The sequence below is a fragment of the Pseudomonas coronafaciens pv. oryzae str. 1_6 genome (assembly GCF_000156995.2).
Taxonomy (GTDB): domain Bacteria; phylum Pseudomonadota; class Gammaproteobacteria; order Pseudomonadales; family Pseudomonadaceae; genus Aquipseudomonas; species Aquipseudomonas tremae.
In genome coordinates this window covers 542,781-567,553 of sequence record NZ_CP046035.1, presented here as the reverse complement: position 1 = coordinate 567,553, position 24,773 = coordinate 542,781, and the positions used below count along the sequence as shown (strand labels likewise).

General features: G+C 59.8%; 20 protein-coding genes and 1 pseudogene. 7 read left to right on the top strand and 14 right to left on the bottom strand.

Translation table 11 applies throughout. The features are described from left to right. Positions 1–7: 7 nt before the first annotated feature. From hfq to POR16_RS02550, 6 genes are all read right to left on the bottom strand, one after another. Positions 8–268 (bottom strand): RNA chaperone Hfq, encoded by a 261-nt coding sequence (gene hfq, locus POR16_RS02575; RefSeq protein ID WP_002551819.1) that lies wholly within the window; start codon positions 266–268, stop codon positions 8–10. Between the two features lie 91 nt (positions 269–359). Next, positions 360–1,331 (bottom strand): tRNA (adenosine(37)-N6)-dimethylallyltransferase MiaA, encoded by a 972-nt coding sequence (gene miaA, locus POR16_RS02570; RefSeq protein ID WP_024670383.1) that lies wholly within the window; start codon positions 1,329–1,331, stop codon positions 360–362. After that, positions 1,332–3,275 (bottom strand): DNA mismatch repair endonuclease MutL, encoded by a 1,944-nt coding sequence (mutL, locus tag POR16_RS02565; protein ID WP_005888511.1) that lies wholly within the window; start codon positions 3,273–3,275, stop codon positions 1,332–1,334. After that, positions 3,275–4,705: an N-acetylmuramoyl-L-alanine amidase gene (locus tag POR16_RS02560; protein ID WP_202981880.1), complete on the bottom strand. Its 1,431-nt coding sequence runs from the start codon at positions 4,703–4,705 to the stop codon at positions 3,275–3,277. The genes mutL and POR16_RS02560 overlap by 1 nt, the downstream gene beginning before the upstream one ends. Before the next feature lie 2 nt (positions 4,706–4,707). Beyond that, positions 4,708–5,136, bottom strand: a complete 429-nt coding sequence (tsaE, locus tag POR16_RS02555; RefSeq protein ID WP_268948599.1) for a tRNA (adenosine(37)-N6)-threonylcarbamoyltransferase complex ATPase subunit type 1 TsaE — start codon at positions 5,134–5,136, stop codon at positions 4,708–4,710. A gap of 29 nt (positions 5,137–5,165) precedes the next feature. Then, complete coding sequence (locus POR16_RS02550) at positions 5,166–6,656, bottom strand: NAD(P)H-hydrate dehydratase (protein WP_005888505.1); 1,491 nt, start codon at positions 6,654–6,656, stop codon at positions 5,166–5,168. Positions 6,657–6,719: 63 nt separating this feature from the next. Between POR16_RS02550 and queG the strand changes: the two genes are divergently transcribed. After that, positions 6,720–7,808 (top strand): tRNA epoxyqueuosine(34) reductase QueG, encoded by a 1,089-nt coding sequence (gene queG, locus POR16_RS02545; RefSeq protein WP_005888503.1) that lies wholly within the window; start codon positions 6,720–6,722, stop codon positions 7,806–7,808. Between the two features lie 108 nt (positions 7,809–7,916). Here the strand turns inward: queG and POR16_RS02535 are convergent, their stop codons facing one another. Further along, positions 7,917–8,528: a trimeric intracellular cation channel family protein gene (locus POR16_RS02535; protein ID WP_005888502.1), complete on the bottom strand. Its 612-nt coding sequence runs from the start codon at positions 8,526–8,528 to the stop codon at positions 7,917–7,919. A 106-nt stretch (positions 8,529–8,634) separates the two neighbouring features. After that, complete coding sequence (orn, locus tag POR16_RS02530) at positions 8,635–9,171, bottom strand: oligoribonuclease (protein ID WP_005888500.1); 537 nt, start codon at positions 9,169–9,171, stop codon at positions 8,635–8,637. A gap of 108 nt (positions 9,172–9,279) precedes the next feature. Between orn and rsgA the strand changes: the two genes are divergently transcribed. Further along, positions 9,280–10,311, top strand: coding sequence for a small ribosomal subunit biogenesis GTPase RsgA (gene rsgA / locus POR16_RS02525; protein ID WP_122312923.1), 1,032 nt, complete (start codon positions 9,280–9,282; stop codon positions 10,309–10,311). A 61-nt stretch (positions 10,312–10,372) separates the two neighbouring features. On the opposite strand, the gene motB is transcribed toward rsgA, so the two are convergent. Both motB and motA read right to left on the bottom strand, forming a co-directional pair. Continuing rightward, positions 10,373–11,413 carry a flagellar motor protein MotB gene (gene motB, locus POR16_RS02520; RefSeq protein ID WP_005888496.1) on the bottom strand — a complete coding sequence of 347 codons (1,041 nt, stop codon included), beginning with the start codon at positions 11,411–11,413 and terminating at the stop codon, positions 10,373–10,375. A 3-nt stretch (positions 11,414–11,416) separates the two neighbouring features. Further along, positions 11,417–12,268 carry a flagellar motor stator protein MotA gene (gene motA, locus POR16_RS02515; protein ID WP_005888494.1) on the bottom strand — a complete coding sequence of 284 codons (852 nt, stop codon included), beginning with the start codon at positions 12,266–12,268 and terminating at the stop codon, positions 11,417–11,419. Between the two features lie 209 nt (positions 12,269–12,477). Between motA and POR16_RS02510 the strand changes: the two genes are divergently transcribed. From POR16_RS02510 to POR16_RS02500, 4 genes and pseudogenes are all read left to right on the top strand, one after another. Further along, complete coding sequence (locus tag POR16_RS02510) at positions 12,478–14,013, top strand: HDOD domain-containing protein (protein WP_005888492.1); 1,536 nt, start codon at positions 12,478–12,480, stop codon at positions 14,011–14,013. 45 nt (positions 14,014–14,058) lie between these two features. Further along, positions 14,059–14,871, top strand: a pseudogene (locus tag POR16_RS26450) (rhodanese-like domain-containing protein); the annotation flags it as partial. Between the two features lie 165 nt (positions 14,872–15,036). Next, positions 15,037–15,900: an archaetidylserine decarboxylase gene (asd, locus tag POR16_RS26445; protein ID WP_005888490.1), complete on the top strand. Its 864-nt coding sequence runs from the start codon at positions 15,037–15,039 to the stop codon at positions 15,898–15,900. Positions 15,901–16,160: 260 nt separating this feature from the next. Beyond that, the gene (locus POR16_RS02500) at positions 16,161–17,945 is read left to right on the top strand and encodes a hypothetical protein (RefSeq protein ID WP_024670390.1); all 1,785 of its coding nucleotides are present in this window, start codon (positions 16,161–16,163) and stop codon (positions 17,943–17,945) included. Positions 17,946–17,990: 45 nt separating this feature from the next. On the opposite strand, the gene serB is transcribed toward POR16_RS02500, so the two are convergent. Continuing rightward, a complete protein-coding gene (serB, locus tag POR16_RS02495) occupies positions 17,991–19,205 on the bottom strand; it encodes a phosphoserine phosphatase SerB (RefSeq protein ID WP_005888487.1) in 1,215 nt (404 codons plus the stop codon). A gap of 130 nt (positions 19,206–19,335) precedes the next feature. Between serB and POR16_RS02490 the strand changes: the two genes are divergently transcribed. Next, positions 19,336–20,874 carry a HAMP domain-containing protein gene (locus tag POR16_RS02490; RefSeq protein WP_005888485.1) on the top strand — a complete coding sequence of 513 codons (1,539 nt, stop codon included), beginning with the start codon at positions 19,336–19,338 and terminating at the stop codon, positions 20,872–20,874. A gap of 259 nt (positions 20,875–21,133) precedes the next feature. Here the strand turns inward: POR16_RS02490 and POR16_RS02485 are convergent, their stop codons facing one another. The 3 genes from POR16_RS02485 to POR16_RS02475 all read right to left on the bottom strand — a co-directional run bounded on the left by POR16_RS02485 (position 21,134) and on the right by POR16_RS02475 (position 24,758). Next, positions 21,134–21,829, bottom strand: coding sequence for a PqiC family protein (locus POR16_RS02485; RefSeq protein WP_024670392.1), 696 nt, complete (start codon positions 21,827–21,829; stop codon positions 21,134–21,136). Positions 21,830–22,012: 183 nt separating this feature from the next. Continuing rightward, entirely contained in the window at positions 22,013–24,268 is a 2,256-nt protein-coding gene (parC, locus tag POR16_RS02480) for a DNA topoisomerase IV subunit A (RefSeq protein WP_005888481.1), read from the bottom strand. A gap of 10 nt (positions 24,269–24,278) precedes the next feature. Next, positions 24,279–24,758: a retropepsin-like aspartic protease family protein gene (locus POR16_RS02475; protein WP_162010119.1), complete on the bottom strand. Its 480-nt coding sequence runs from the start codon at positions 24,756–24,758 to the stop codon at positions 24,279–24,281. Positions 24,759–24,773 lie beyond the last annotated feature (15 nt).

Here is a 24,773-nt window from a genome sequence, read left to right as displayed (position 1 = left end):
ACTCCTATCAGGCGTTACCTGGCTCGGCGTCCGCGCCGTCAGCATCAGTAGCGCTGGGCAGGCGGATCGGGCGAACCGGTACGACGGTGGAAATAGCGTGTTTGTAGACCATCTGGCTGACCGTGTTCTTCAGCAAAATGACGAACTGGTCGAAAGACTCGATCGTACCCTGCAGCTTGATACCGTTGACCAGATAGATCGATACCCCGACCTTCTCTTTACGCAAGGTATTCAGGTAAGGGTCTTGTAGCGAATGCCCTTTTGACATGTGCCGCACTCCTTTAAGGATCAATAATAATAAATCGAATTCGATTGGCTTGACCGGCCACCCCCCAAGGATAGACGGCTATTGCAGGGACTCAGCTCAATATGGAGACCGATCCCAGGTATTTCAAGGCGCGTGGCAGATTGTCGCTGGCCAGACTGTCCAGCCAGTGCAGATTCTCCCAGCTGCGAAGCCAGGTAAATTGCCGTTTGGCCAGCTGGCGCGTTGCAATGATGCCCCGCTCCTGCATTTCATCCCGCGTCAGCTTTCCGTCCAGATGATCCCAGACCTGGCGATAACCCACTGCTCTTATGGAAGGCAACCCTGAATGCAGGTCGCCTCTCGAGCGCAATGCCAGTACTTCGTCCAGAAACCCCTGATCCAGCATTTGCTCAAAACGTAGCGCGATGCGATGGTGCAGCACCTTGCGATCAGCCGGAGCTATTGCAAGGTTTGCGACAGTATAGGGCAATTGCTGACGCCCTGATGCGGCTGCTTCGGTACTTTGCGCAGTTTGTTGCTCGCGGTGTGCGGTCATGCTCATTCCGCTGACGCGATAAACCTCCAGCGCCCTTATCAGCCGTTGCGGATCGTTAGGGTGAATACGCGCCGCCGACACGGGGTCGACTGCCGCCAGTTGATCATGCAACGACTGCCATCCAAAGGCCTGTGCATCGGCTTCAAGCTGCGCCCGAACCTCTGCATCGGCGGCCGGCATATCTGCCAGCCCGTCCAATAGAGCCTTGAAATACAACATAGTGCCGCCGACCAGCAAAGGAATATTTCCGCGTGCGGTAATTTCTGCCATCGCCGCCAGCGCATCGCTGCGAAAGTCAGCTGCAGAGTAGCTTTGTGCCGGGTCGAGAATATCGATAAGGCGATGCGGAAACTCGGCCAATTGCGCTTTGGATGGCTTGGCGGTGCCGATGTCCATGCCGCGATAGACCAGTGCAGAATCGACGCTGATCAGCTCGCAGGGCAGCACTTTGCTGAGTTCGATTGCCAGATCGGTCTTGCCTGCAGCGGTTGGCCCCATGAGAAAGATGGCCGGAGGTAAAGCGTTCATTCATTGACCGCGCAGGAATAATTTATCCAGATCACTCAGGCCCATCTGGGTCCAGGTGGGACGACCGTGGTTGCACTGTCCGCTACGCTCGGTGTTCTCCATGTCGCGCAGCAGGCCGTTCATTTCCGGAATGGCCAGACGCCGGTTGGCGCGAATCGCCCCGTGACAGGCCATTGTGCCAAGCAGCTCGTTCATGTGTGCCTGCACCCGGTCGCTGGTGCCGTACTCCATCAGATCGGCCAGCACATCGCTGACCAGCCGATTGGCCTCGGCCTGCTTGAGCAACGCGGGAATCTGGCGGATGGCCAGGGTTTCCGGACCTAACCGCTGAAGCTCGAAACCCAGGCGCTGGAACGTCGCGATGTGTTCTTCGGCGCAGTCCGCTTCACGCTGGCTGACAGCGAGCGACTCAGGCACCAACAGTGGCTGGCCGCTGAGCCCTTCGTTGGCCATCGCGATTTTCAAACGCTCGTACATGATCCGCTCATGGGCAGCATGCATGTCTACCAGCACCAACCCGTGGGCGTTTTCAGCAAGAATGTAGATGCCTTTGAGCTGCGCCAATGCGTAACCCAGCGGAGGGATATCGCTCGGCGACTCCGGCAATGCCGAAGGGGCGGCGCTGGGCAAGGGCGCAAAAAACTCGCGGTAGGCACTCTGCGCTTCGGCGACCGGCAGCGCTGACGCAGGTCGCGGAGAATACTGGTACTGGTAACCACTGCCGGAACCGCCGCCAGCAGGCCGGGCAAAAGCCTCGCCCTGGGGCTGTTCAAGCACGTTGTTGGCCAGACGCATTTCGCCCTGTGGCCCGAACTCACCTGCGTCAGGACCTGTCGGTTTGGGCTCGGCGGCGACTGGCACGCTGCCGCCCACCTGATTCTCGGGACGCACATCGCCCAAAGCGCGGTGCAAGGTGCCGTAAAGGAAGTCATGCACCATGCGCCCGTCGCGGAAGCGCACTTCATGTTTGGTCGGGTGAACGTTGACGTCCACCGCTGCAGGGTCGACTTCAAAGAACAGCACAAAGGTCGGATGACGACCATTGAACAGCACATCGCGATACGCCTGGCGCACCGCATGAGCGACCAGCTTGTCGCGCACTGCGCGGCCATTCACGAAAAAATATTGCAGATCGGCCTGGCTGCGAGAAAACGTCGGCAACCCTACCCAGCCCCACAGATGCAAGCCATTGCGCTCGATCTCGATAGGCAGCGCCTGCTCGAGAAAGCCCGGCCCGCAGATGGCCGAAACCCGCCGGGCTCTGGCGGTGTCGTCATGCGCCTCGTGCAGGCTGAGCACAGTCTTGCCGTTGTGGCGCAGATGGAAGGCCACGTCGAAACGCGCCAGCGCCATGCGCTTGATGACTTCCTGCAAATGATCGAATTCGGTTTTCTCGGCCTTCAGAAACTTGCGGCGAGCCGGTGTATTGAAAAACAGGTCACGCACTTCCACCGAAGTGCCGACCGGATGCGCCGCAGGCTGCACGCGCGGGGCCATGTCACGGCCTTCGGTTTCAACCTGCCAGGCCTGGTCGGCGTCACGAGTGCGCGAGGTCAGCGTCAACCGCGCAACGGAACTGATCGACGCCAATGCCTCGCCACGAAACCCGAGGCTCATGACGCGCTCGAGGTCTTCCAGATCGCGAATCTTGCTGGTCGCGTGTCGCGCCAGTGCCAGCGGAAGATCATCGGAGGAAATACCTCCGCCATCATCACGCACCTTCAACAGCTTGATGCCAGCCTGCTCGACATCGATATCAATGCGCCGAGCGCCTGAGTCAAGGCTGTTTTCCAGCAGCTCCTTGATCACCGAAGCCGGACGCTCGACCACCTCGCCAGCGGCGATCTGGTTAGCCAGACGCGGACTGAGCAGTTCGATACGCGCAGCGCTCAGGACAGCTTGAGCGCTGGTGGCTTCAGCGCCGTCGAGAAGAAGATCGGTCATTACTGGGCTGCAACCTCAGAGCTCGGAATTCGCAGGTCCTGACCGATTTTCAACTCATCGGTTTTCAGGTTGTTGGCTGTGCGCAGCGTGGCGATGTTCATGTCATAACGCGCTGCGAGCATGGCCAGAGTCTCGCCAGAGCGCACCACGTGATTGCGCGGCCCTTGGGTCAGCTTGCCGTTGTCGCGCAGCCAGGCAATGTAAGTGCCCTGTGGCGGGTTCTGCTGGAAGAACTGTTTCACGCCAGAGGTAATCGAGCGCGCCAGAGCCTGCTGGTGCGACGCAGAACCCAGTTTGTTAGCTTCGTTGGCATTGGAGATGAACCCGGTTTCTACCAGAATCGATGGAATGTCCGGCGACTTGAGAACCATGAAGCCTGCCTGCTCGACACGGGATTTGTGCAGCGAAGTCACTCGGCCAATATTGCTCAATACTTTCTGGCCGACATTCAGGCTCGACGACAGCGACGCGGTCATCGACAAGTCCAGCAACACGCCTGCGAGCATTCGGTCCTTGTCATCGAGGCTGACCGCACCGGCACCACCAATCAGGTCGGAACGGTTTTCACTGTCCGCCAGCCAGCGCGCGGTTTCGGAAGTGGCTCCGCGATCAGACAGGGCGAATACCGACGCACCAAACGCAGCGGAGGAAGGTGCAGCATCGGCGTGAATCGACACGAACAGGTCGGCACCCTTGGCGCGAGCAATCTCGGTACGTTTGCGCAACGGGATAAAGTAATCGCCGGTTCGCGTCAGTTCGGCGCGGTAGCCTTTTTCTGCGTTGACCTGACGCTGCAATTCCTTGGCAATCGACAGCACCACGTTTTTCTCTTTCTGGCCCGCGCCACCCGAGGCGCCCGGGTCTTCACCGCCGTGCCCGGCATCGATCACGATAACGATATCGCGCTTACCGTTAGGCACAGGTGTCAGCTTGATTTCAGGTTTGGCAGGGCTCACCGGAACTGCGGGCGCCGTATTGGCGGCAGTGTCCGGGATCACAGGGGTCGTCGGATTGGCATCTGCGGCGTTGTCGAACAGATCGACCACCAGACGGTTGCCATACTGCTGGTTAGGCGCAAGGGTGAAGCTCTTGGGCGTCACTGCTTTCTTCAGATCGATGACCACCCGCAGGTCGGTCGGCGTACGCTGGGCAGAACGCATGCTGCTGATCGGCGTATTGGCTGTCGGCACATTCAGCGCACCGCCGAGGGTGGCACCATTTATGTCGATCACCAGGCGATCCGGCGAGGTCAGGGTGAATACGCTGTGCTGGACGGGCCCTGTCAGGTCGAACACCAGGCGCGTGTTATCCGGCGCTCGCCATAAGCGGACACTTCGTACTTGCGTAGCGGCAACCGCCTCGACAGCCAGGGCCATCAACAGCAGACCAACTACAGTAACCAGCGCGCGCATGCGCATACCTAACCCCATATCTATTTGAATTCCAAAGCCAAAGTGGCGCACCAGCGTTCACCACGCGAACCCAGCGGGCTCAATATCACGGACCGACCTTCGCCGTGCGCGCCAATGGTAATGGTCAGGTCGGGCTTTGGCAAAAAGCCTGCACCGCGTTGGGGCCATTCAATCAGACAAAGTGCATCGCCGTCGAAGTAATCACGCACACCCATGAACTCAAGTTCTTCGGGATCGACCAGCCGGTAAAGATCGAAATGGAAGACCCGGATCTGACCTATTTCATAAGGCTCGACCAGCGTGAAAGTGGGGCTCTTGACAGCCCCTTGATGCCCGAACCCGCGAATCATTCCCCGTGAGAGAGTGGTTTTTCCAGCGCCCAGATCGCCGTCGAGAAAAATCACACCGGTGCCCTCGGTAACGCCTGCGAGGCGCGCACCAAATTGCATCATGGCGTCCTCACCAACCACCTGCAGCTTTAAATCAGACACGGTTGCAGCTCCTCCAATAACTGACGAATGGCGGGAATAATATCGCTGGCAGCCAGCCCTCGGCCGGTTTCACCGAGTTTCTGACCGGCACTGGCGTGCAGCCATACTGCAAGGCAGGCAGCATCGAATGGCGTCAGGTGCTGCGCCATCAACGCGCCGATCAGCCCGGCAAGCACGTCGCCCAGACCTGCGGTAGCCATCGCCGGATGGCCGCGATCACACAACGCCACTTGCCCGCCTGCATCGGCGATCAGGCTGCCGGAGCCCTTGAGGACGCAAACGGTGTTGAATTTACGGGCCAGTGCCCGGACCGCGCCAAGGCGATCCGCTTGAATGTCCTTTATAGCTACACCCAGCAGGCGCGCTGCTTCACCTGGATGCGGCGTGATGACGCTGTTGGCAGGCAGGCTTACCTGCCCTGTCGCCAGCCTGTTCAGCGCGTCGGCGTCCCAGACCTGCGGACGCTCGGCGTTGGCGGCAGCCGACAACAGACTGCGCCCCCAGGCGTCCTGCCCCAGACCCGGTCCTACGACCAGCACACTGGCGGGCTCGATCAGCGCCATCAACTGATTGGCCGAGCTGATCGCCGCACTCATGATTTCCGGCATGCGCGTCAACGCTGCCGGAATGTGTTCGGCGCGCGTCGCGAGGGTGAGCATGCCTGCGCCACTGCGCAGGGCGCTTTCCGCGCTGAGCAGGGCAGCACCACCAAAACCGTGATCGCCACCGATGACCAGCACGCGCCCGAACATTCCCTTGTGCGCAGTGCGCGGCCGTGGCGCCAACAGCGGCAGATTATGTGTATCAAGACGTTTCGCGCTGACCGGAGTTTGCGCGACCAGCTCCGGATCGGCCTGCAAGTCATCAAAAACCAGTTCACCCACCAGGTCTGCCGCCTCACCGGTCAGCAGTCCTGTTTTCAGGCCGATGAAGGTCACCGTAAGATCGGCACGCACCGCAACGCCCAGTGCCTGACCGCTATCAGCGCTCAGCCCTGAAGGAATGTCCACCGCCGCAACTGGCAAACCGCTGGCATTGATTGCTTTGATAGCCGACAAGTAAGGCTCGTGCACCTCGCCATTGAGCCCGGTGCCGAGCAACGCATCCAGCACCACGCCGTCGAGCGGCTGCCCTGCCCACGCCTGGATGCCCACTGCCGAGGCCGCTGCATACGCCGCTGCTGCGTCACCGGTCAGTGCAGCCGGATCACCGACAGCCAGCACGCTGACCTGCCAGCCCGCCTTGTGGGCGAGGGCCGCCACCAGATAACCGTCACCGGCATTGTTGCCACGTCCGGCCAGAACGGTCAGCTGGTTAGCCTGCGGCCAGCGCCGACGCAGCGCGCGCCACGTCGCATGGGCAGCACGCTGCATCAATTCCATGCCTGGCGTGCCGGCGGCAATCAGCCGGGCATCAAGGTCGCGGACCTGCGCCGCACTGTACAGCGCGTCGGGTAAATGAGGTTTAGTGTCGAACATGCGTCTATAGGCTCCGATGTCTGGCAGAATTATACGCACCTTGGCTCCGGTTTCTCTCTGCGCATGTCCGCTATTACTGCTGTACTTCCTACTTCCGATGATCTTGCCGCACTCGCCTTGTCTATCAAGACGTGGGGGCGTGAGCTGGGCTTTCAGGAAGTCGGGATCAGCGGCCTCGACCTGGCAGAGCACGAGCAGCACCTGCAACGCTGGCTCGATGAGGGTTATCACGGCGAAATGGACTATATGGCAGCCCATGGCAGCAAACGTTCCCACCCCGATGAGTTGGTACCGGGGACGTTGCGCGTGGTGTCGCTACGCATGGATTACCTGCCAGGCGACAGCGAAATGGCCCAGCGCCTTGCTGAGCCGGAAAAAGCCTACGTTTCGCGCTACGCCCTGGGCCGTGACTACCACAAACTGATTCGCAAACGCTTGCAGCAACTGGCCGAGCGCATTCAGCAGGCCATCGGCCCTTTCGGTTTCCGCGCATTCGTGGACAGCGCACCGGTGCTTGAAAAAGCTATTGCACAACAGGCCGGATTGGGCTGGATCGGCAAGAACACACTGGTCTTGAATCGCAAGGCGGGCAGCTTCTTTTTTCTCGGCGAGCTGTTTGTCGATATTCCGCTGCCGGTCGATGCACCTCATGCCACTGAACACTGCGGGCGTTGCACTGCCTGCCTGAACATCTGCCCGACTGCAGCTTTTGTAGGGCCTTACGTGCTGGACGCGCGGCGCTGTATTTCCTATCTGACCATCGAGCTGAAGACGGCTATTCCTGAAGAGCTGCGCCCCTTGATCGGCAACCGGGTGTTCGGTTGCGACGATTGCCAGATTGCCTGCCCATGGAACCGCTTCGCCCGGCCGACAGACCAGCGTGACTTTCAGCCGCGCCACAATCTGGATAACGCAGGCCTGGCCGAGTTGTTTTTATGGGATGAAGAGACATTTCTCGCCAACACCGAAGGCTCGCCCCTGCGTCGCGCCGGCTATGAACGCTGGCTACGTAACCTGGCCGTTGGCCTGGGCAATGCGCCCTCCACCATACCGGTGATCGAAGCCCTGCAAGCAAGGCGCGTCTACCCGTCGGAGCTGGTCAGAGAACACGTGGAATGGGCGTTGCAGCGGCATGGGTTGGCGCCACTTTAAATTTGCGACGCGGCGAGAAGTTTTGACGCGGGGCGTCACGAAATGCATCCCCACGCTGGAGTGAGGAACGATAGTCCTCGAACTATCGTGCGTAAGCTCTGCGTCCTCTTAAGGCTCGTCTTTATAGACGAACTTGGGCATCTCCCAGTGGAAACGAATGGCCAGCAAGCGCAGCAGCAGACCACCGAACAAGGTGATCAGCACGGCCTGCTCGTTTGGCAATTGCAGGTACTGGCACAGTAGAAAACACCACGCGGCCAGAAACGAAACGCTGGCATACAGCTCGCGGCGGAATATAAGAGGGATGTCGTTGCAGAAGATGTCGCGCAGGATGCCGCCGAATACCCCGGTGATGACGCCGCACACTGAGGCAATCAGCAGCCCGTGCCCCGCCTCCAGTGCGGTCATGCAGCCGATAAGGGTGAAGGCCACCAGCCCCAGGGCGTCCAGCACCAGAAACAGGGAGCGCAAGTGGCGCATCAACGGGGCGATAAAGATCGTCACCAGGGCCGCCACACTGGTCAGCACCAAGTATTCCGGGTGTTTCACCCAAGTCAGCGGATAGTGGCCGATCAGCACGTCGCGCACTGAACCACCGCCCAGCGCAGTGACGCAGGCGATCAGTACTACACCGAACCAGTCCATGCCGCGTCGACCGGCAGACAAGGCGCCCGTCATGGCTTCAGCAGTGATGGCGATCAGATAAAGCATCAGCAACATGGCGGCGACTCTGCGAAAAAGGCGCGCAGTCTAACCAGCGAACCTGCGCACTGAAAGAGTGCAGCGAAGATTAATCACCGCACACCGATGCCTTGCTTTCACTCGATCACGGCTTGATGAAATGCTCTCGGTAGAAACGCAACTCGGCAATCGACTCGCGAATGTCATCCAGCGCCAGATGCGTGCTGCCCTTCTTGAACTTGAGCTCGGGGGACCAGCGGGCAGCCAGTTCCTTGAGGGTCGAGACGTCGAGGTTGCGGTAGTGGAAGTAGTTTTCGAGCGTCGGCATGTGACGATAAAGGAAGCGACGATCCTGACAGATGCTGTTACCGCAGATCGGCGAACTGCGCTCGGGCACCCACAGCTTGATGAATTCCAGAGTCTGCGCCTCAGCGTCAGCCATGCTGATGGTGCTTTCGCGCACGCGCTGGGTCAGGCCAGAACCGCCGTGCTGGCGCGTATTCCACTCGTCCATCTTTGCCAGCGTCTCGTCGCTTTGATGCACGGCGATCACCGGCCCTTCGGCCAGTGTGTTGAGCTCACTGTCCGTGATAATCGTGGCCATTTCGATGATGACATCGGTATCAGGGTCCAGACCGGTCATTTCCAGATCGATCCAGATCAGGTTCTGCTTGTTCTGCATGTGTCGACTCCTCAGCGTAGGCGCGCAGTTTAGCTCACCCTGCCGTGCTAGACTCCTGCCGATCCAACGTACTGCTTAATTCATCGGTTACATCACATCGGAACACCCATGGCCAAACGCCAACTCAATCGACGTCAGAACTGGCGCATCGAAAAAATTCAGGGCGAGCGTGCTGCACGTGCAGCAAAACGCGAGTCCGTTACACTCGAAACACTGGAAGGCGGCGACCTCGGTCCCGAGCAGACAGGCCTGGTCATTGCCCACTTCGGCGTACAGGTTGAAGTAGAGGCCCAAGAAGGCGAGACAGCCGGCCAGGTATTCCGCTGTCACCTGCGTGCCAACCTGCCTGCATTGGTTACTGGCGATCGCGTGGTCTGGCGGGCCGGCAATCAGGGCATCGGCGTGATCGTCGCGCAACTGCCCCGCTCCACCGAACTGCGCCGTCCGGATTCCCGCGGGCAGCTCAAGCCCGTGGCCGCCAACGTCGATCTGATTGTGATCGTCTTTGCGCCGATGCCCGAGCCGCATGCCAACCTGATTGACCGTTACCTTGTCGCCGCCGAGCATGCCGGGATTCATCCGCTGCTGCTGCTAAACAAAGCCGACCTCATCGACGAGCAGAACGCGCCGGCGCTGAATGCGCTGCTCGCGGTCTATCGCACGCTGGGCTACCCAGTGCTGGAAGTGTCCGCGCACCAAGGCGATGGCATGCAGAAGCTGCAAAGCCAGCTTGATGGCCATATCAGCGTATTCGTCGGGCAGTCCGGTGTCGGCAAGTCCTCGCTGGTCAACAGCCTGCTGCCGGAAACCGATACGCGGGTCGGGCCTTTGTCCGAGGTGTCCGGTCAGGGCACGCACACGACCACCACCGCACGCCTGTTTCACTTCCCGCGTGGTGGCGACTTGATCGACTCACCCGGTATTCGTGAGTTTGGCCTGGGCCACGTCAGCCGAGCCGACGTCGAAGCCGGTTTCATCGAGTTCAATGACCTGATCGGCACCTGCCGCTTCCGCGACTGCAAGCATGACCGCGAACCGGGTTGTGCCTTGCTCAAGGGTCTGGAAGACGGCCGCGTGCAACAGCAGCGCATGAACAGCTATCGCTCGATCATTGCCAGCCTGCCGCAAGACAGTTACTGACGGCTGAAACCGCACACACAAAAACGCCGCGATGATCGCGGCGTCTTTGTATCTGTGCGGCTCAGTTCTGGGCCGGCTCTACTCGCAGCTTGCCATCATCGAAAATGTTCAGCTTCTGCCGAATCTCGTGCGGCTGAGCATACGCCTGCGGGTCGGCCGGTGTTGCTGTGGAAGCCCCCGGAATACCCGGAGCAGCAGGCGCTGCGGGCGTAACCGGTGCTGCTGGCGCAGGCTTGGCTGGCGCTCCACCGGAGTTCTGATCGCCTTCGATACGGTGCTGGGCCTTTTTGGTCAGGACCACGATATCGATGCGGCGGTTGACCGGATTGGTTGGGTTCTCGTGGTCATAAAGCGCCGACGAGGCATAACCCACCACCCTTGCCACCTGTGCATCCGGGTACGTCCCGGCGACCAATGCCCGGCGTGCAGCGTTCGCGCGGTTGGCCGACAGCTCCCAGTTGCCGAAGCCGCCACTGCCCACAAAAGGCGTTGCATCTGTATGACCGCTGATACTGACCTTGTTCGGCACGCTTTTGATGGTGTCGGCCAGCGCCAGCAGAATGTCCTCGAAATACGGTTTGAGCCGGGCGCTACCCGAGTCGAACATGGGCCGATTTTCGGCATCCATGATCTGGATACGCAAGCCGTCCTGCGTGATCTCGAACAGAATCTGGTCCTTGAACTTCTGCAGTTGCGGGTTTTCCTCGACCTTGTTCTGCAGTTCCTGCAGCAGCATCTCCAGACGCTCCTGCTCGACCGCTTCGGCCTTGGTCTCGGATGTCTCTGCCTCAATGGGCACAGTGTCCGGCGAAGGCGTGGTCTGCACCTCGGGATTGAGGGTCTGGTTCGGCGACATTTCCGGCGAACCACCCAGGTCGATCACATAGGGCGAACCACTGTCCGAGAAGCCGACCGGGTCCTTGAAGTAGCCAGCGACCGCGAGCAATTGCTCGGGCGTGGCAGACGACATCAGCCACAGCACCAGAAAGAACGCCATCATCGCAGTCGCGAAGTCGGCAAAGGCGATTTTCCAGGCGCCGCCGTGATGTCCGCCACCGAAGCGCTTTACGCGCTTGATGATAATCGGCTGATTATTTTCCATGACTTAGCGACCGCGAACCGCTTGTTCCAGCTCGCTGAAGCTGGGGCGATGCAGTGGATAAAGAACCTTGCGACCGAACTCGACGGCCAGCGAAGGCGGCATGCCGGAAGCCGAAGCCACCAGCGACGCCTTGATGCTTTCATAGACGTTCATTTCTTCCTTGGCATCGTGCGCAAGGCTGGTGGCCAGCGGACCGAAGAAGCCGTAAGCCGCAAGAATACCGAAGAATGTACCGACCAGCGCCGCACCTACGTGCATACCGATCGCAGCCTTGTCGCCCGAACCCAGCGACGCCATCGTTACTACGATACCCAGTACTGCCGCCACGATACCGAAACCGGGCATGCCATCTGCGACACCGGTGACGGCATGGGATGGATGCTCGAGCTCTTCTTTCATGCTCAGCAGTTCCATGTCGAACAGGCCCTCCAGCTCGTGGGGCGCCATGTTGCCGGACGACATGATGCGCAGGTAATCGCAGATGTACGCGGTCATGCGCTCATCTTTCAGAACGCCCGGGTATTTGGTGAAAATCGGGCTGGAGGCGGCGTCTTCGATATCCCCTTCAATCGCCATCATGCCTTCACGACGGCTCTTGTTGAGGATCTCGTAGACCAGACCCAGCACCTCAAGGTAATAGGCGTGAGTGAAGCGACTGCCGAACATCTTCAGCGACTTCTTGAACACGTGCATGAACATGTAGCCAGGGTTGGCCTGGAGGAATGCGCCCAGCGCAGCACCGCCGATGATCAAGACCTCATAGGGCTGGAACAGCGCCATGATCTTGCCATGGGACAGCACGTATCCGCCGAGGATGCTCGCGATGACGACAATGATGCCGATGATTTTAGCCATAGGAGAAAATACTTTACTAAGAGTCGGGTTCAGGGACAGTGCGGAAGTTCATGAATCTCTTCTTCTCCTTATCGGCCCATCTGGGCCAGACTATAGCCGGTTCTCGTGAAAAACCCATTTCGCCTGCCGAATCAACAGGTGAAAATGGCCGTTCCACCCAGCACACTGGCAGTCTTCCCGCCCGGATAATCAGTCGCACAGGCCATCCAATGCCGACAGCACATACATCGCATCATCTTGTTCCGAAGACGCTCGACGCCTGGGTCAAACAGCTTGACGGTATCGCGTTGCCAGTTCCTGCCGCCAATCACGCGCATGTGCGTTCCGCACTCAACGACAGCCGCCGTTCACTGCGTGACATTGCCGAGATGATGCAGGAAAGTCCTGCACTGGTGCTGAGCGTGATGCGCGAGGCAAACCATCACACGCACGGCATGACCGAGCAGGCCGAGAGCCTGGAAATCGCGATCAACCGTCTGGGCCTGGCGCGCACCGAAGTCCTTTTAGGCCGCCTGCCGGCCAAACCACCTGAAGAGATTCCTGCCGCTTACCGCCAACTGATACTGGTCAGCCAACACGCCACGCAACAGGCCAACGGGCTGTTTGCCAGCCGTCTTGCGCGGCTGTGGCAGGACATCCATCTGGGCAGCCTGCTGTTTCTCGCGCCGCTCTGGCCAATGGCATTGGCGTACCCGAAACTGCTGGAAGAGCTTGAGTTGCGAGTTATCCACAAGGGGCACTCCAGCGTTGCAGTAGAAAAAGAGCTGTTCGGCGTCAACTTGCTGGAACTGTGTCTGGCGCTGGCCGAATTCTGGCGACTGCCGGTGTGGGTCACACGTGGCTACAAGTTGCTGATCAACGAACGTCACGAACTGGCCAGAGCTCTGCGCATTGCGCGCGAGGGCCGCAGCCCGCTGGAACAGCAACAGCTGATGGACGCCGACCCCAATCTTCGACGCTGGCTTAATCAGCCCGCCAATACCGTGCTGCTCGGCAACGGCCTGGCGCTGGCAGCACAACAGGCCTGGAACAGTCCGCATTGCCTGCGCTGGGAGCGCCTGACCAGCCTTTATCTGCAACAACCGCTCGATGAGGTGCAGCAACAGGCGCACCAGAACGCGGCTGGCAGTGCCCGCATTCATGCGGAGAACGATCTATGGCACCCTGCCGAATCATTGATCTGGCCCTGGGATGCGCGTCGCGTGAGACGCGATAACGAGCCCGCCCCGCCGCCCTCGGCAGACGCCTTGCAATTGTGGCGCAAGAACTGCGCAGAACTGCTCCAGGAGCCGACGCCGTTCATTAACGCCATGCACCTGACAACCTCGGCTCGCGATGCCTTCATGGCCTGCGGCATGGAGCGAGTCATGCTGTTGATGCTGGACAAAACGTCATCAGTGCTGCGCGTCAATCAACTTGCCGGCCTGCCCCAGGAAACAGCCGCCTTGCAGCTTTTCGTCAAGGAAAGCACGGTGTTGCAACGCCTGTTGACTCAGCCGACGCAACTGCGCATGACACCTGCCAACAATGCCCAATTCGCAGCGCTGCTGCCTGCATCGCTCAAGGCATTGTTCAACGGCCAGCACTGGTTGATTCGTTCGCTGAGCAACAATGGCAAAGTCATGCTGCTGGTCGTGGCCGATCAGGGCGGCGGCGCGCTGTCGGAAATTTCCGTTCAGGCGTTCGGAAAAACCGCGCAATGTATTGAACGGGCTCTTGGCATCTTTAGTCATCGCAAAGCATGAGGCCTGGCGTACAATTCGCGTCTTTCTATTCATCGGAGGCTGCAAATGTCCGAATTCACTGGCTTGTCGCTGGTCATCGAACCCAACGATCTGCTTGAGCGTCTCGACGCCCCAGAACTGATTCTCGTGGATCTGACCAGCAGCGCTCGCTACGAAGCCGGGCATATTCGCGGTGCTCGCTTCGTCGACCCCAAACGCACCCAACTGGGCAAGCCGCCCGCCCCCGGTCTGCTGCCTGACACGGCCGGGCTGGAGCAGTTGTTCGGCGAGCTGGGGCACAATCCCGATGCGGTCTATGCCGTCTACGATGACGAAGGCGGCGGCTGGGCCGGCCGTTTCATCTGGCTCCTTGATGTCATTGGCCATCATCGCTATCACTACCTGGACGGTGGCGTTCTGGCCTGGGAAGCAGAATCGCTGCCCATGAGCACCGAGACTCCGCCTGCCGCAGGCGGCCCGGTCACACTGACGCTGCACGATGAGCCAACCGCCACCCGCGAATACCTGCAGAGTCGCCTTGGTGCAGACGACCTGGCGATCTGGGACGCGCGCGCGCCCACCGAGTATTCGGGCGAAAAAGTGGTCGCAGCCAGAGGCGGCCACATACCTGGCGCAGTCAATTTTGAATGGACCGCCGGCATGGACAAGGCGCGCAACCTGCGTATTCGTCAGGACATGCCGCAAATCCTGCGTGATCTGGGCATCACTCCCGACAAGGAAGTGATTACCCATTGCCAGACCCACCACCGGTCGGGCTTTACCTATCTGGTGGCAAAAGCGCTTGGCTATCCGAGGGTCAAGGCCTACGCAGGCTCTTGGGGAGAGTGGGGCAACCTGGCAGACACGCCGGTCGAAGTGCCAAACGCGGTTTCGGCGCCCGTTGACACAATTGATCTCACCAAACCAGCGGCACCTGTGCAGCCAGCCGAAACCGTCGAGCCTGTGCGCTCCAGTGAACCGGGCCGGACCTCTCAGAAATTTTCAGGGCATTCCTCTTCAGGACACTCTTCTTCAGGGCTATCAATGAAAGACCGTTTGTTTATTCTCAGTCAGTACCTGCTGCCACATCATCTGTTGTCCCGACTGGCCGGCTGCGTTGCCGAATGCCGAGTGCGCTGGTTCAAGAATGCCTTCACCGCCTGGTTCGCCCGCCGCTATCAGGTCGACATGTCTCAGGCGCTGGTCGAGGACTTGACGTCGTACGAGCACTTCAATGCCTTCTTCACCCGCGCACTGAAAGCCGATGCCCGTCCGCTGGACACTACACCCGGCGCGATTCTTTCCCCGGCCGACGGGGCAATCAGCCAACTGGGCCCGATCGACCACGGTCGCATCTTCCAGGCCAAGGGCCACAGCTACAGTGTCCTCGAGCTACTGGGCGGCGATCCAAAACTGTCTGCGCCTTTCATGGGCGGTGAGTTCGCCACTGTTTATCTGTCGCCGAAGGATTACCACCGCGTACACATGCCGCTGTCCGGCACGCTGCGCGAAATGGTCTACGTCCCGGGCCGAATCTTTTCGGTCAACCAGACCACTGCTGAAAACGTTCCGGAGCTGTTCGCCCGTAACGAGCGCGTGGTTTGCCTGTTCGATACCGAGCGCGGGCCTATGGCTGTAGTGCTTGTGGGCGCGATGATTGTGGCATCGGTCGAAACGGTCTGGGCCGGTTTGGTGACGCCGCCCAAGCGCGAATTGAAGACATTCAGCTACGATGAAGCAGCGCGTGCACCTATCCATCTGAAGACTGGCGAAGAAATGGGCCGCTTCAAACTTGGCTCCACGGTCATCGTGCTGTTTGGACCAGACCAGGTGAAATGGGCAGAACAACTGAAGGCCACTTCCAAAGTGCAGATGGGTCAGGCACTGGCGTTCCCAAAGCAAGCCTGATACCTGGCACCTGCCTGGAACTGAAAAATACATGGGCGCTGTCTGGACGGCAGCCCCATGCAAGGTCAGACTGGAAAGGGTGGCACAAAGCCACGCCTACTGCGCGACTGCAATGATGCTGGTAAAGTCACTCATTCGGTGCTGTAGGATACCTCGCACAATTGTGGCGTACCTCTGACATATCTGTGCGGCACGATGATGTCGCTTGCCCACTTTTTGTCGCCGCCCGTTCCAGTGAGTCGTTGGAGTCAGCCTTTCACATGAGTAATTTTAGCCTCCCACTGTTGTTGCGTGCCCCCACGCCAGCGCAGTCGAGCCTGACATTCTGTGAAGCCACGCCCCGCGACCTCAAACGCTGGATATCCAGGCTGCCCAAGGCAAACCTGGGGGAAATGGCACGTCAGCTCTATCAAGGGCTGACCGAGCTGAACCAGCTGATCACACCGAGCGAGAACCGTCTGCAGTTGCTGGAGCTGCTGCGGCCCGAGGTGTATTTCGTCTGTAAACACCTCGAACGTCATTTTCTCAATCAGGCCATCGTGCTCGACGAACGGCCACGCAAGGTCGCCAACCTCTGCCAGGCCCTGCAAAACCATCTGGCCACCGGTTACAAACAGATCATCCAGCAGGTAGCGTCTCGCTACACAAAAGATCAAGCCACACTGTTCGGCACCGCGCTGCAAAGAGCACTGCACGGGCTCAACGGGCCGTTGATTCGCGCCAATCAGCTTTACTGTCCGGTTCAGGACGGCCTCTGGCTCGAGCTGCATCAGATCTACCAGATCGCTCGCCAATACCAGTTGCACAACACGCTGATCGACGAACCGATGGCGCATCACACCAAAGCATTGAGCGTCGAGCAGACGTATGTAATCGCGCTGCTGATGGGCTGCTCGCGCTGTAATCAGATGCGCCAATTGAACATTGGCAAACTGGCCGACGCGCTGGAGGCCTGGAGCCCGCTGGTCAGGCTGCAATCGCCTGCGCAGGAAAGCAGTCTGTTCGCACTCGACCCGACGGTCGACAAGCCGCCGTTGTACCGCACCCTGTTCACGGACGAGCAATCCCAAGGGCTGCTGGGCATCAACACTCAGGCGCTGGCGGAAGCGATCAACCAGTACCTGGCCCTGCCCGACGACCAGCGCTCCCCTTCCAGGCTGCTGATCCCGACCGGTATCAATACCGACCTGTTGCAGCATCTGGCGGCGGCATGGGGTGACGTGGCAGAGCGTACGTTTCAGCGCACCGCAGGTCAGGGTACGCTCAAGCTGTGTATCGGCATGAGCGCGCTGCATTTTTATGTCGCAGGCCAAAAGTCATTCAGCGAACTGCTGCAACTGAGCAATACCACCAGTGCTGCGGACTTTTCGCTGAAGATTGTCAACGAGGCCGAGGAAGATCCCTGGTCTTCCGCTTTTGACACGCAGCGAGGCAATACCTCATCCGTCCTGTTGCCATACGAAGAGATCGAGTACCCGAAAAACGACGGCGACAGCGAATCCTCGTCCAACAGCCAGCACTCATTCCCCACGTACGACCTGAATATCGTCAACCATAGCCCGGGCGGTTATTGTCTGGCGTGGCAGAGAGAGGTGCCGCAACAGTTGCAGGCTGGCGAGCTGGTGGGTATTCAGGATGATTCGGGCCATGGCTGGAGCATCGCCATCGTGCGCTGGGTTCGCCAGGTGCGCAGCGGCGGCACGCAAATGGGCATCGAGCTTATCGCCCCGTTCGCCCAGCCATGCGGCATGCAACTGATTCGCGAGCAGCAGAACAGCCAGTACCTGCGGACCCTTATGCTGCCGGAAGTGCGCGCCATGGAAAAACCGCCCACCGTACTCGCACCGCGCCTGCCGTTTATGGAAGGCAGCAAGGTGATGATCAACGTCAACGGTGAAGAGCGCCGTGCCTCACTGAGCAACCGGCGCATCAGCAGCGCCAGTTACAACCAGTTCGAGTATCAGATTTACGAGGCGCCCAAGGCAGCCGTCAACGAGAAGTCGAAGCCCGGCCAGGAATTCGACTCGTTATGGGGCACGCTGTAATCGTCGCAACCTGTTGCGGTGTCACGACGATCTTCGGCGCCCGACTCAGCGCCGCCCTTCGCGATCGCGAAAGCCCAGTAGGTACAGCACCCCGTCAAGCCCCAGTGTCGAGATTGCCTGCCTGGCCGACTGTTTGACCAGCGGCTTGGCCCGGAAGGCCACACCCAGCCCGGCAATCGCCAGCATAGGCAAATCATTGGCCCCGTCGCCGACCGCGATGGTCTGCTCCAGGCTCAGGCCTTCCTTGTGCGCCAGCTCGCGCAGCAAGTCTGCCTTGCGCTGGGCATCGACGATGGGCTCGATAGCAACCCCGGTGACTTTGCCGTCGACCACTTCAAGTTCGTTGGCATACACATAATCGATGCCCAGCTTCGCCTGCAATTGTTTGGCGAAGTAGGTAAACCCACCTGACAGAATCGCTGTTTTATAACCCAGACGCTTGAGCTCGGCGAACAGGGTTTCAGCGCCTTCGGTCAGCCGCAGCGAAGCGCCGATGTCATCCAGCACGCTGACATCCAGCCCCTTGAGCAGCGCCAGGCGCTCCTTGAAGCTTGCGCTGAAATCCAGCTCGCCGCGCATCGCTCGCTCGGTAATCTCGGAAACCTGTTCGCCGACGCCGGCGGCCTTGGCCAGTTCGTCGATCACTTCAGCTTCGATCAGGGTCGAGTCCATGTCGAACACCGCCAGACGGCGGTTGCGACGGAACAGGGAGTCCTGCTGGAAGGCGATATCGACGTTCAGCGCCTGTGCCACTGCCAGAAACTCAGCCTGCATGGCTTTCGGATCGGCCGGCTCGCCGCGCACCGTGAACTCGATGCAGCCTTTGCCTTTGTCGGCAGGCGTATCGAGCGGCATGCGACCGGACAGGCGATCGATCTGATCGATGTTCAGCCCGTACTTTGCCGTGATGGCGCTGACAGACTGCAATTGCTCGGCAGTCACTTTGCGGGTCAGCAGCGTCACGATATGGCGCGCCTTGCCCTGGCCGTCGACCCAGTGCTGGTAATCCTTTTCGGACACCGCGGTGAAACGCACCTGCTGATCCAGCTTGTAGGCTGTGAACAGGATGTCCTTGAGCACGGAAGAACCTTCGACGGTATCCGGAATTTCAACCAGGATGCCGAAAGACAGAGCGTCGTGGATCACCGCCTGACCAATATCGAGAATGTTCACGCCACCCTGAGCGAGGACGCCGGTAATGGCAGCGGTGAGACCGGGACGGTCTGCACCAGTGATGTTAATCAGGACGATTTCGCGCAAGGCGCACCCCCGCAGTGGAAAAAAACCGCATTCTAACCACTTTCAACGACCATCGGGCACAGGCAGCGCTTTGCCGCCACTGGGTCGCTCGTTATACTGCGCGACAACTTCACCGAAAGAGCCGTGCTCTGTGAACCGGCCCACGCCTGTTAAAACCGATAATTTCTTCCTGCTCATCTTTCGTGCCCTGCGTCATCGCCGTGTACCGATCGCTTTGCGCATTGCCAGCCATAACGTGATCCTGGTCGCTTTGGCGTTGGTGATCTACGCCGGTGTCATGGGTCTGCAGTTCAAGCAGGCCATGCATGAACAGGCTGACGCACTGGGGCAGGCCCTGACCACGCAGACGGCCACGTCGGCTACCGAACTGCTGGTGTCAAACGACATCCTCAGTCTCAACGTGCTGCTGGGCAATCTGGTCAAAAACCCGCTGGTGGCGCATGCCGCCATCTACAGCGTGGATAACCGCATTCTTGCGGAAGCCGGCCAGCGCCCGAAAAACGGGATTCTGGGTGAGGCTCAGGGCCTGTATGAAATCAAAATCACGTTCCAGGATGTGATGGCAGGGCACCTGCGCATCAGCCTCGACATGTCGCAGTTCCAGCAGCCAATGACCATCAGCCTGCAAAGCATGGGCATTCTGGCCGGTATTCTGCTGGCACTGGCGCTGGCCCTGAGCCTGCGTCTTGGCCGTCATATCTCTACGCCACTGATGCAGATGCGTATCTGGTTGCGCAACATTGACCCGTACACGCCGGCTACCGATCGTCAGGATGAAATCGGCGATCTCGCCCGGCAGTTGCGCAGTTCGTTCGCACCACCGGAACCCGAACCGGCGCCTGAACCCGAGTACGACGAAGACGAAGGCGACGACCCGTATCTGGAGCCTGAAGAAAGACCTGCACCGCCAGTGACGACACGCACCTCGACAGTCAGCGAGCCAAAGCCTCGTTTGCCGGCGCCGCCTGTGCAGCGCCGCATCGTTGCCGAGGAGGATGAAGAGGACGAGGAAGACCCGTTCGCAGACCTGCGCGACACGTCCGGCAATTCGCCAGCAGAGCGTCCGGCGGCTGCTCCGGTTGTTCAGCGCGAACCGCATGACAGCGCCGTGCTGGCCGTGCAGCTTGGCTCACAGGATCAACTGCGCCGCCTGCCTCGTGCGCGACTGAGCGAATTGCTGCAACGTTACCGCGACTGCCTCGATCAGGCCGCCTCGGTGTATGAGGGTGAGCTGCACACCTTGAATGACGGCAGCACCTTGATGCTGTTCCACAGCCATGAAAGCGGCGACGATTACCTGACCAATGCAATCTGCTGCGGTGAGTTGCTGCGGGCACTGAGTCACGCCTTGCAGATCGAAGTGGCGGACAGCGGCATCACTCTGCAATTGCAGCTGGGCCTGACCCTGGGTGAAAACCTGAGCGACCTGAGTCAGATCGACCTGTTGCTGACCGAAACCGCGCAGGACGCATTGGCGCTGTCTCAGCACAGCCGCAATCTGCTGCTGGTCGAACGCCGCATCAACGATGACCCGCTGATCCGCCAACGCGCCCGCATCCGTCCCATCGCCAGCCCTGAAGGCGCATGCTGCGTGGAACGTCTGATGGAGCCCTACCCGTCAATGCTCGAACGCCAACTGGCGCGCATGCACGACGCCAACAAAGCCTGACACCGTCAGACGCCCACCTGCGTGGGCGTCTGAAACTCAGCGTTGTACCAAACCTGACTGACTCTAGTGCCGCTGCTCTGCGGAGGCACGACAGCATGCGCAGATCAGCCCCCGCGCGATGTCCAACAGCCCCGCCCTTGTGGGAGCGGACTTGTCCGCGAATGGACTGTCAGCCCCCCCAAAAAACACACACATCAAAACCAAGACATGTCCCCAACAAAAAGCCCGCATCGCTGCGGGCTCTTTTGTCTGTCCGGTGCTAGAAGCGGAACACTTCAAGATCGGTACGTATCGGCGATGCCATCGGGATCCGTGGCCTGTCAGGCTCTTTGGCCTTGGCGACCGGAGCCTTTTTCGGCTCTTCGAGCGGCTGCCATGAGATCGGCTTGATCGCGGTGCTGACCTGATCGGCCAAGCGTTGCAGCAGCATGCCTTGCGCTTTGACCTGATCAGCAGAACTGCCGGCGTGAACCTGCTCGAGGTGCACCAGCCGGCTGTCGCGCACATGGCCCTTGCGATCCAGAAGGCGCCATTGCGCATCCAGAACAGCAGGCTGTTTGGCGCCGGAGTCCAGTCGGGTGATCGATAACACGACCTGGACATCCGGTGTGAAATTGGCAACCGCAGGCGCCATCACGACGCGCTGGCTGTCCAGCTTCCAGGCCAGTTGACGCAGAAGCAACTGGTCGATATCCGAAGACAGATTGCCCGCCCACCGCCCGTCGGACGATGCAGTCAGGGTGCCGTCAGGCTGGCGTTGCAGAAGGGTTTCGCGTTGCAGATAGTCGGCCACCGAAACAGGACCCAGCAATACTGCCAGACCACTACTCTGTTTCGGCTGACCAGGCTCACCGCTATCGAGCTGATAAAGCGCGGTCGGCTGGCGCATACTGCAACCAGCCAGACCCAGGACGCCTGTCATCAGCAAGATCAGGGGAAGGCGTAGAAAATTCATCATCCCATCCAAGTGGCCGCCCACGGACTGGCCACGGTATAAGTGCTTTCAAGACGCATGCAGGCACTGAGCCACGCATGCACCCCAAGACCCCATATCATCCGTGAATATGCCATCTGACTCCAGCGATTATGCATCGTACTTCATGGCAAAACGAAGAACGCTGGTGCCAGATCAATGTTTTCAGCTATTTTCCACCAATAATGCGTCGACCCGCTGGAAGCCCCTTGGCAGTTTATTACCACGACGACCGCGCTCTCCCTTGTAATGTTCAAGATCTTCGGGCTTGAGCGACAGGGTTCGTTTGCCCGCCTGAAGTACAAGCGTAGCGCCCTGCGCGATCACCGCAAGATCAGTTACATATTCCTCGCGACTGGCGACCCGCTCGCCCGGAATACCAATGATCTTGTTGCCCTTGCCTTTGCCCAGCTGCGGCAAATCACTGATCTTGAAGACCAGCAGGCGTCCCTCGGTGGTCACTGCTGCCAGCCAGTTCTGCTCGCGGTCAGGCACAGGTCGCGGCAGGATGACCTTGGCACCGGCGGGCAGGCTCAACAGCGCCTTGCCAGCCTTGTTCTTGGCTTGCAGGTCTTCGCCCTTGACCACAAAACCGTAGCCTGCGTCGGAAGCGATCACGTACAGCGCGTCGTCTTCCGGCATCAATACACACTCGAACGTCGCGCCCGGCGGCGGTTGCAGCTTGCCCGTCAACGGTTCGCCCTGGCCGCGTGCGGACGGCAGGGTGTGGGCAGGCACCGAATAACTGCGCCCGGTCGAGTCGATGAACACGGCAAACTGGTTGGAACGCCCTATCGATGAGGTTTTGAAACCGTCGCCCGCCTTATAGGAAAGCCCAGTGGCATCGATGTCATGGCCCTTGGCGCAGCGTACCCAGCCTTTTTCCGACAACACGACGGTCACCGGCTCGGTCGGCATCAGTTCATTTTCGGACAGCGCCTTGGCTTCGGCGCGAGCAACGATAGGCGAACGGCGATCATCGCCGTACGTTTCGGCATCAGCGATCAATTCGGCGCGCACCAGCTTGCGCAGCTTGGACTCACTGCCCAGCAGCGCCAGAAGCTTGGCTTGCTCCTTGCGCAATGCATCCTGCTCGCTGCGCAGTTTCATTTCTTCCAGACGCGCCAATTGGCGCAGTCGGGTGTCGAGGATGTAATCGGCCTGGATTTCGGTCAGGCCGAAACGCGCAATCAACTCGGCCTTTGGATGCTCGGCAGTACGGATGATATGGATCACTTCATCCAGATTCAGGTACGCCGTGAGCAAACCGTCCAACAGGTGCAGGCGATGCTCGACCTTGTCCAGACGGAACTGCAGACGCCGACGCACTGTACCGATGCGGAAGGTCAGCCACTCACTGAGCAGAGTCTTGAGGTTCTTGAGCTGCGGCTTGCCGTCCAGGCCGATGATGTTGATGTTCACCCGGTAGCTGGATTCCAGCTCGGTGGTGGCGAACAGATGCTGCATCAGCTCGTCCAGTTCAACCCGGTTGGAACGCGGGATGATCACGATACGGCAAGGGTTCTCGTGGTCCGACTCGTCACGCAGGTCGGCGACCATCGGCAGTTTCTTGGCCTGCATCTGCGCTGCGATCTGCTCCAGCACCTTGGCACCGGAAACCTGATGCGGCAGAGAAGTCACGACAATATCGCCATCTTCAATGCGATACACAGCCCGCATGCGCACCGAGCCACGACCGGTTTCGTAGATTTTCAGCAGGTCCGCGCGCGGCGTGATGATTTCTGCTTCAGTCGGGTAATCAGGCCCCAGAATGTGTTCGCACAGTTCTGGAATCGTGGCCTTGGGCTCATCCAGCAGGCGAACGCAGGCGCTGGCCACTTCACGCAGGTTATGCGGCGGCACATCAGTAGCCATGCCGACTGCAATGCCGGTAGTGCCGTTGAGCAGGATATTCGGCAAACGAGCAGGCAAAACTGCAGGTTCATCGAGGGTGCCGTCAAAGTTCGGCACCCAGTCAGCCGTGCCCTGGCCCAGCTCGCTGAGCAGCACTTCGGAGTAGCGCGAAAGGCGCGCCTCGGTATAACGCATGGCGGCGAAGGATTTGGGATCGTCCGGCGCACCCCAGTTCCCCTGCCCGTCAACCAGTGTGTAGCGATAGCTGAACGGCTGAGCCATCAGCACCATCGCTTCATAGCAGGCGGAGTCGCCGTGCGGGTGAAACTTGCCGAGTACGTCACCGACGGTACGCGCCGACTTCTTGTGCTTGGCGTCGGCGCCCAGACCCAGCTCGCTCATCGCATAGATAATGCGTCGCTGCACTGGCTTCAGGCCGTCGCCAATGTGCGGCAAGGCACGGTCCATGATCACGTACATGGAATAGTTGAGGTAGGCCTGTTCGGTGAAGTCAGCCAGCGATCGGCGTTCTACGCCGTCCAGGCTGAGGTCAAGGGAGTCGCTCATGCGGGCCTCATCATTTCGTTGACTGGCGCAGCAGCAAGTTACCGCCACGCTGTGTGAATTCGAGTTGTTTCATTGCGCTCATGCCCAGCAGCACCTGCTCGCCATCAAGGCCGGGGGCTATCAGCGCGCGTACGTTGTTCAGGACAATATCGCCCAGCTGCAAGCGGTCCAGCGTGGTGCGAAAACCCTGGCTATTACCGTTGGCGGTACTGACCGTAACCGGCAGACCGCGCTTGAGCCCCATGCGGTCAGCCATGTCGCCGGGTACGGCGACATCGGTCGCGCCGGTATCGATCATGAACTCCACCTCTCGGCCATTGATCTGGCCAGTACTGACGAAATGCCCTTGGCGATTGCCCATCAGCTGCACTTCGATGTAGCCGTCTCCGTGTTGCGAGGTCACGACAGCATTAGGGTTTTGCTGCCTGTCTTCCCAATCGCCGAAAAAGCGTGTCGCCAGAAACAGGCCAGCCGCCCAGGCCATGATCATCAATACCTTGCCAGC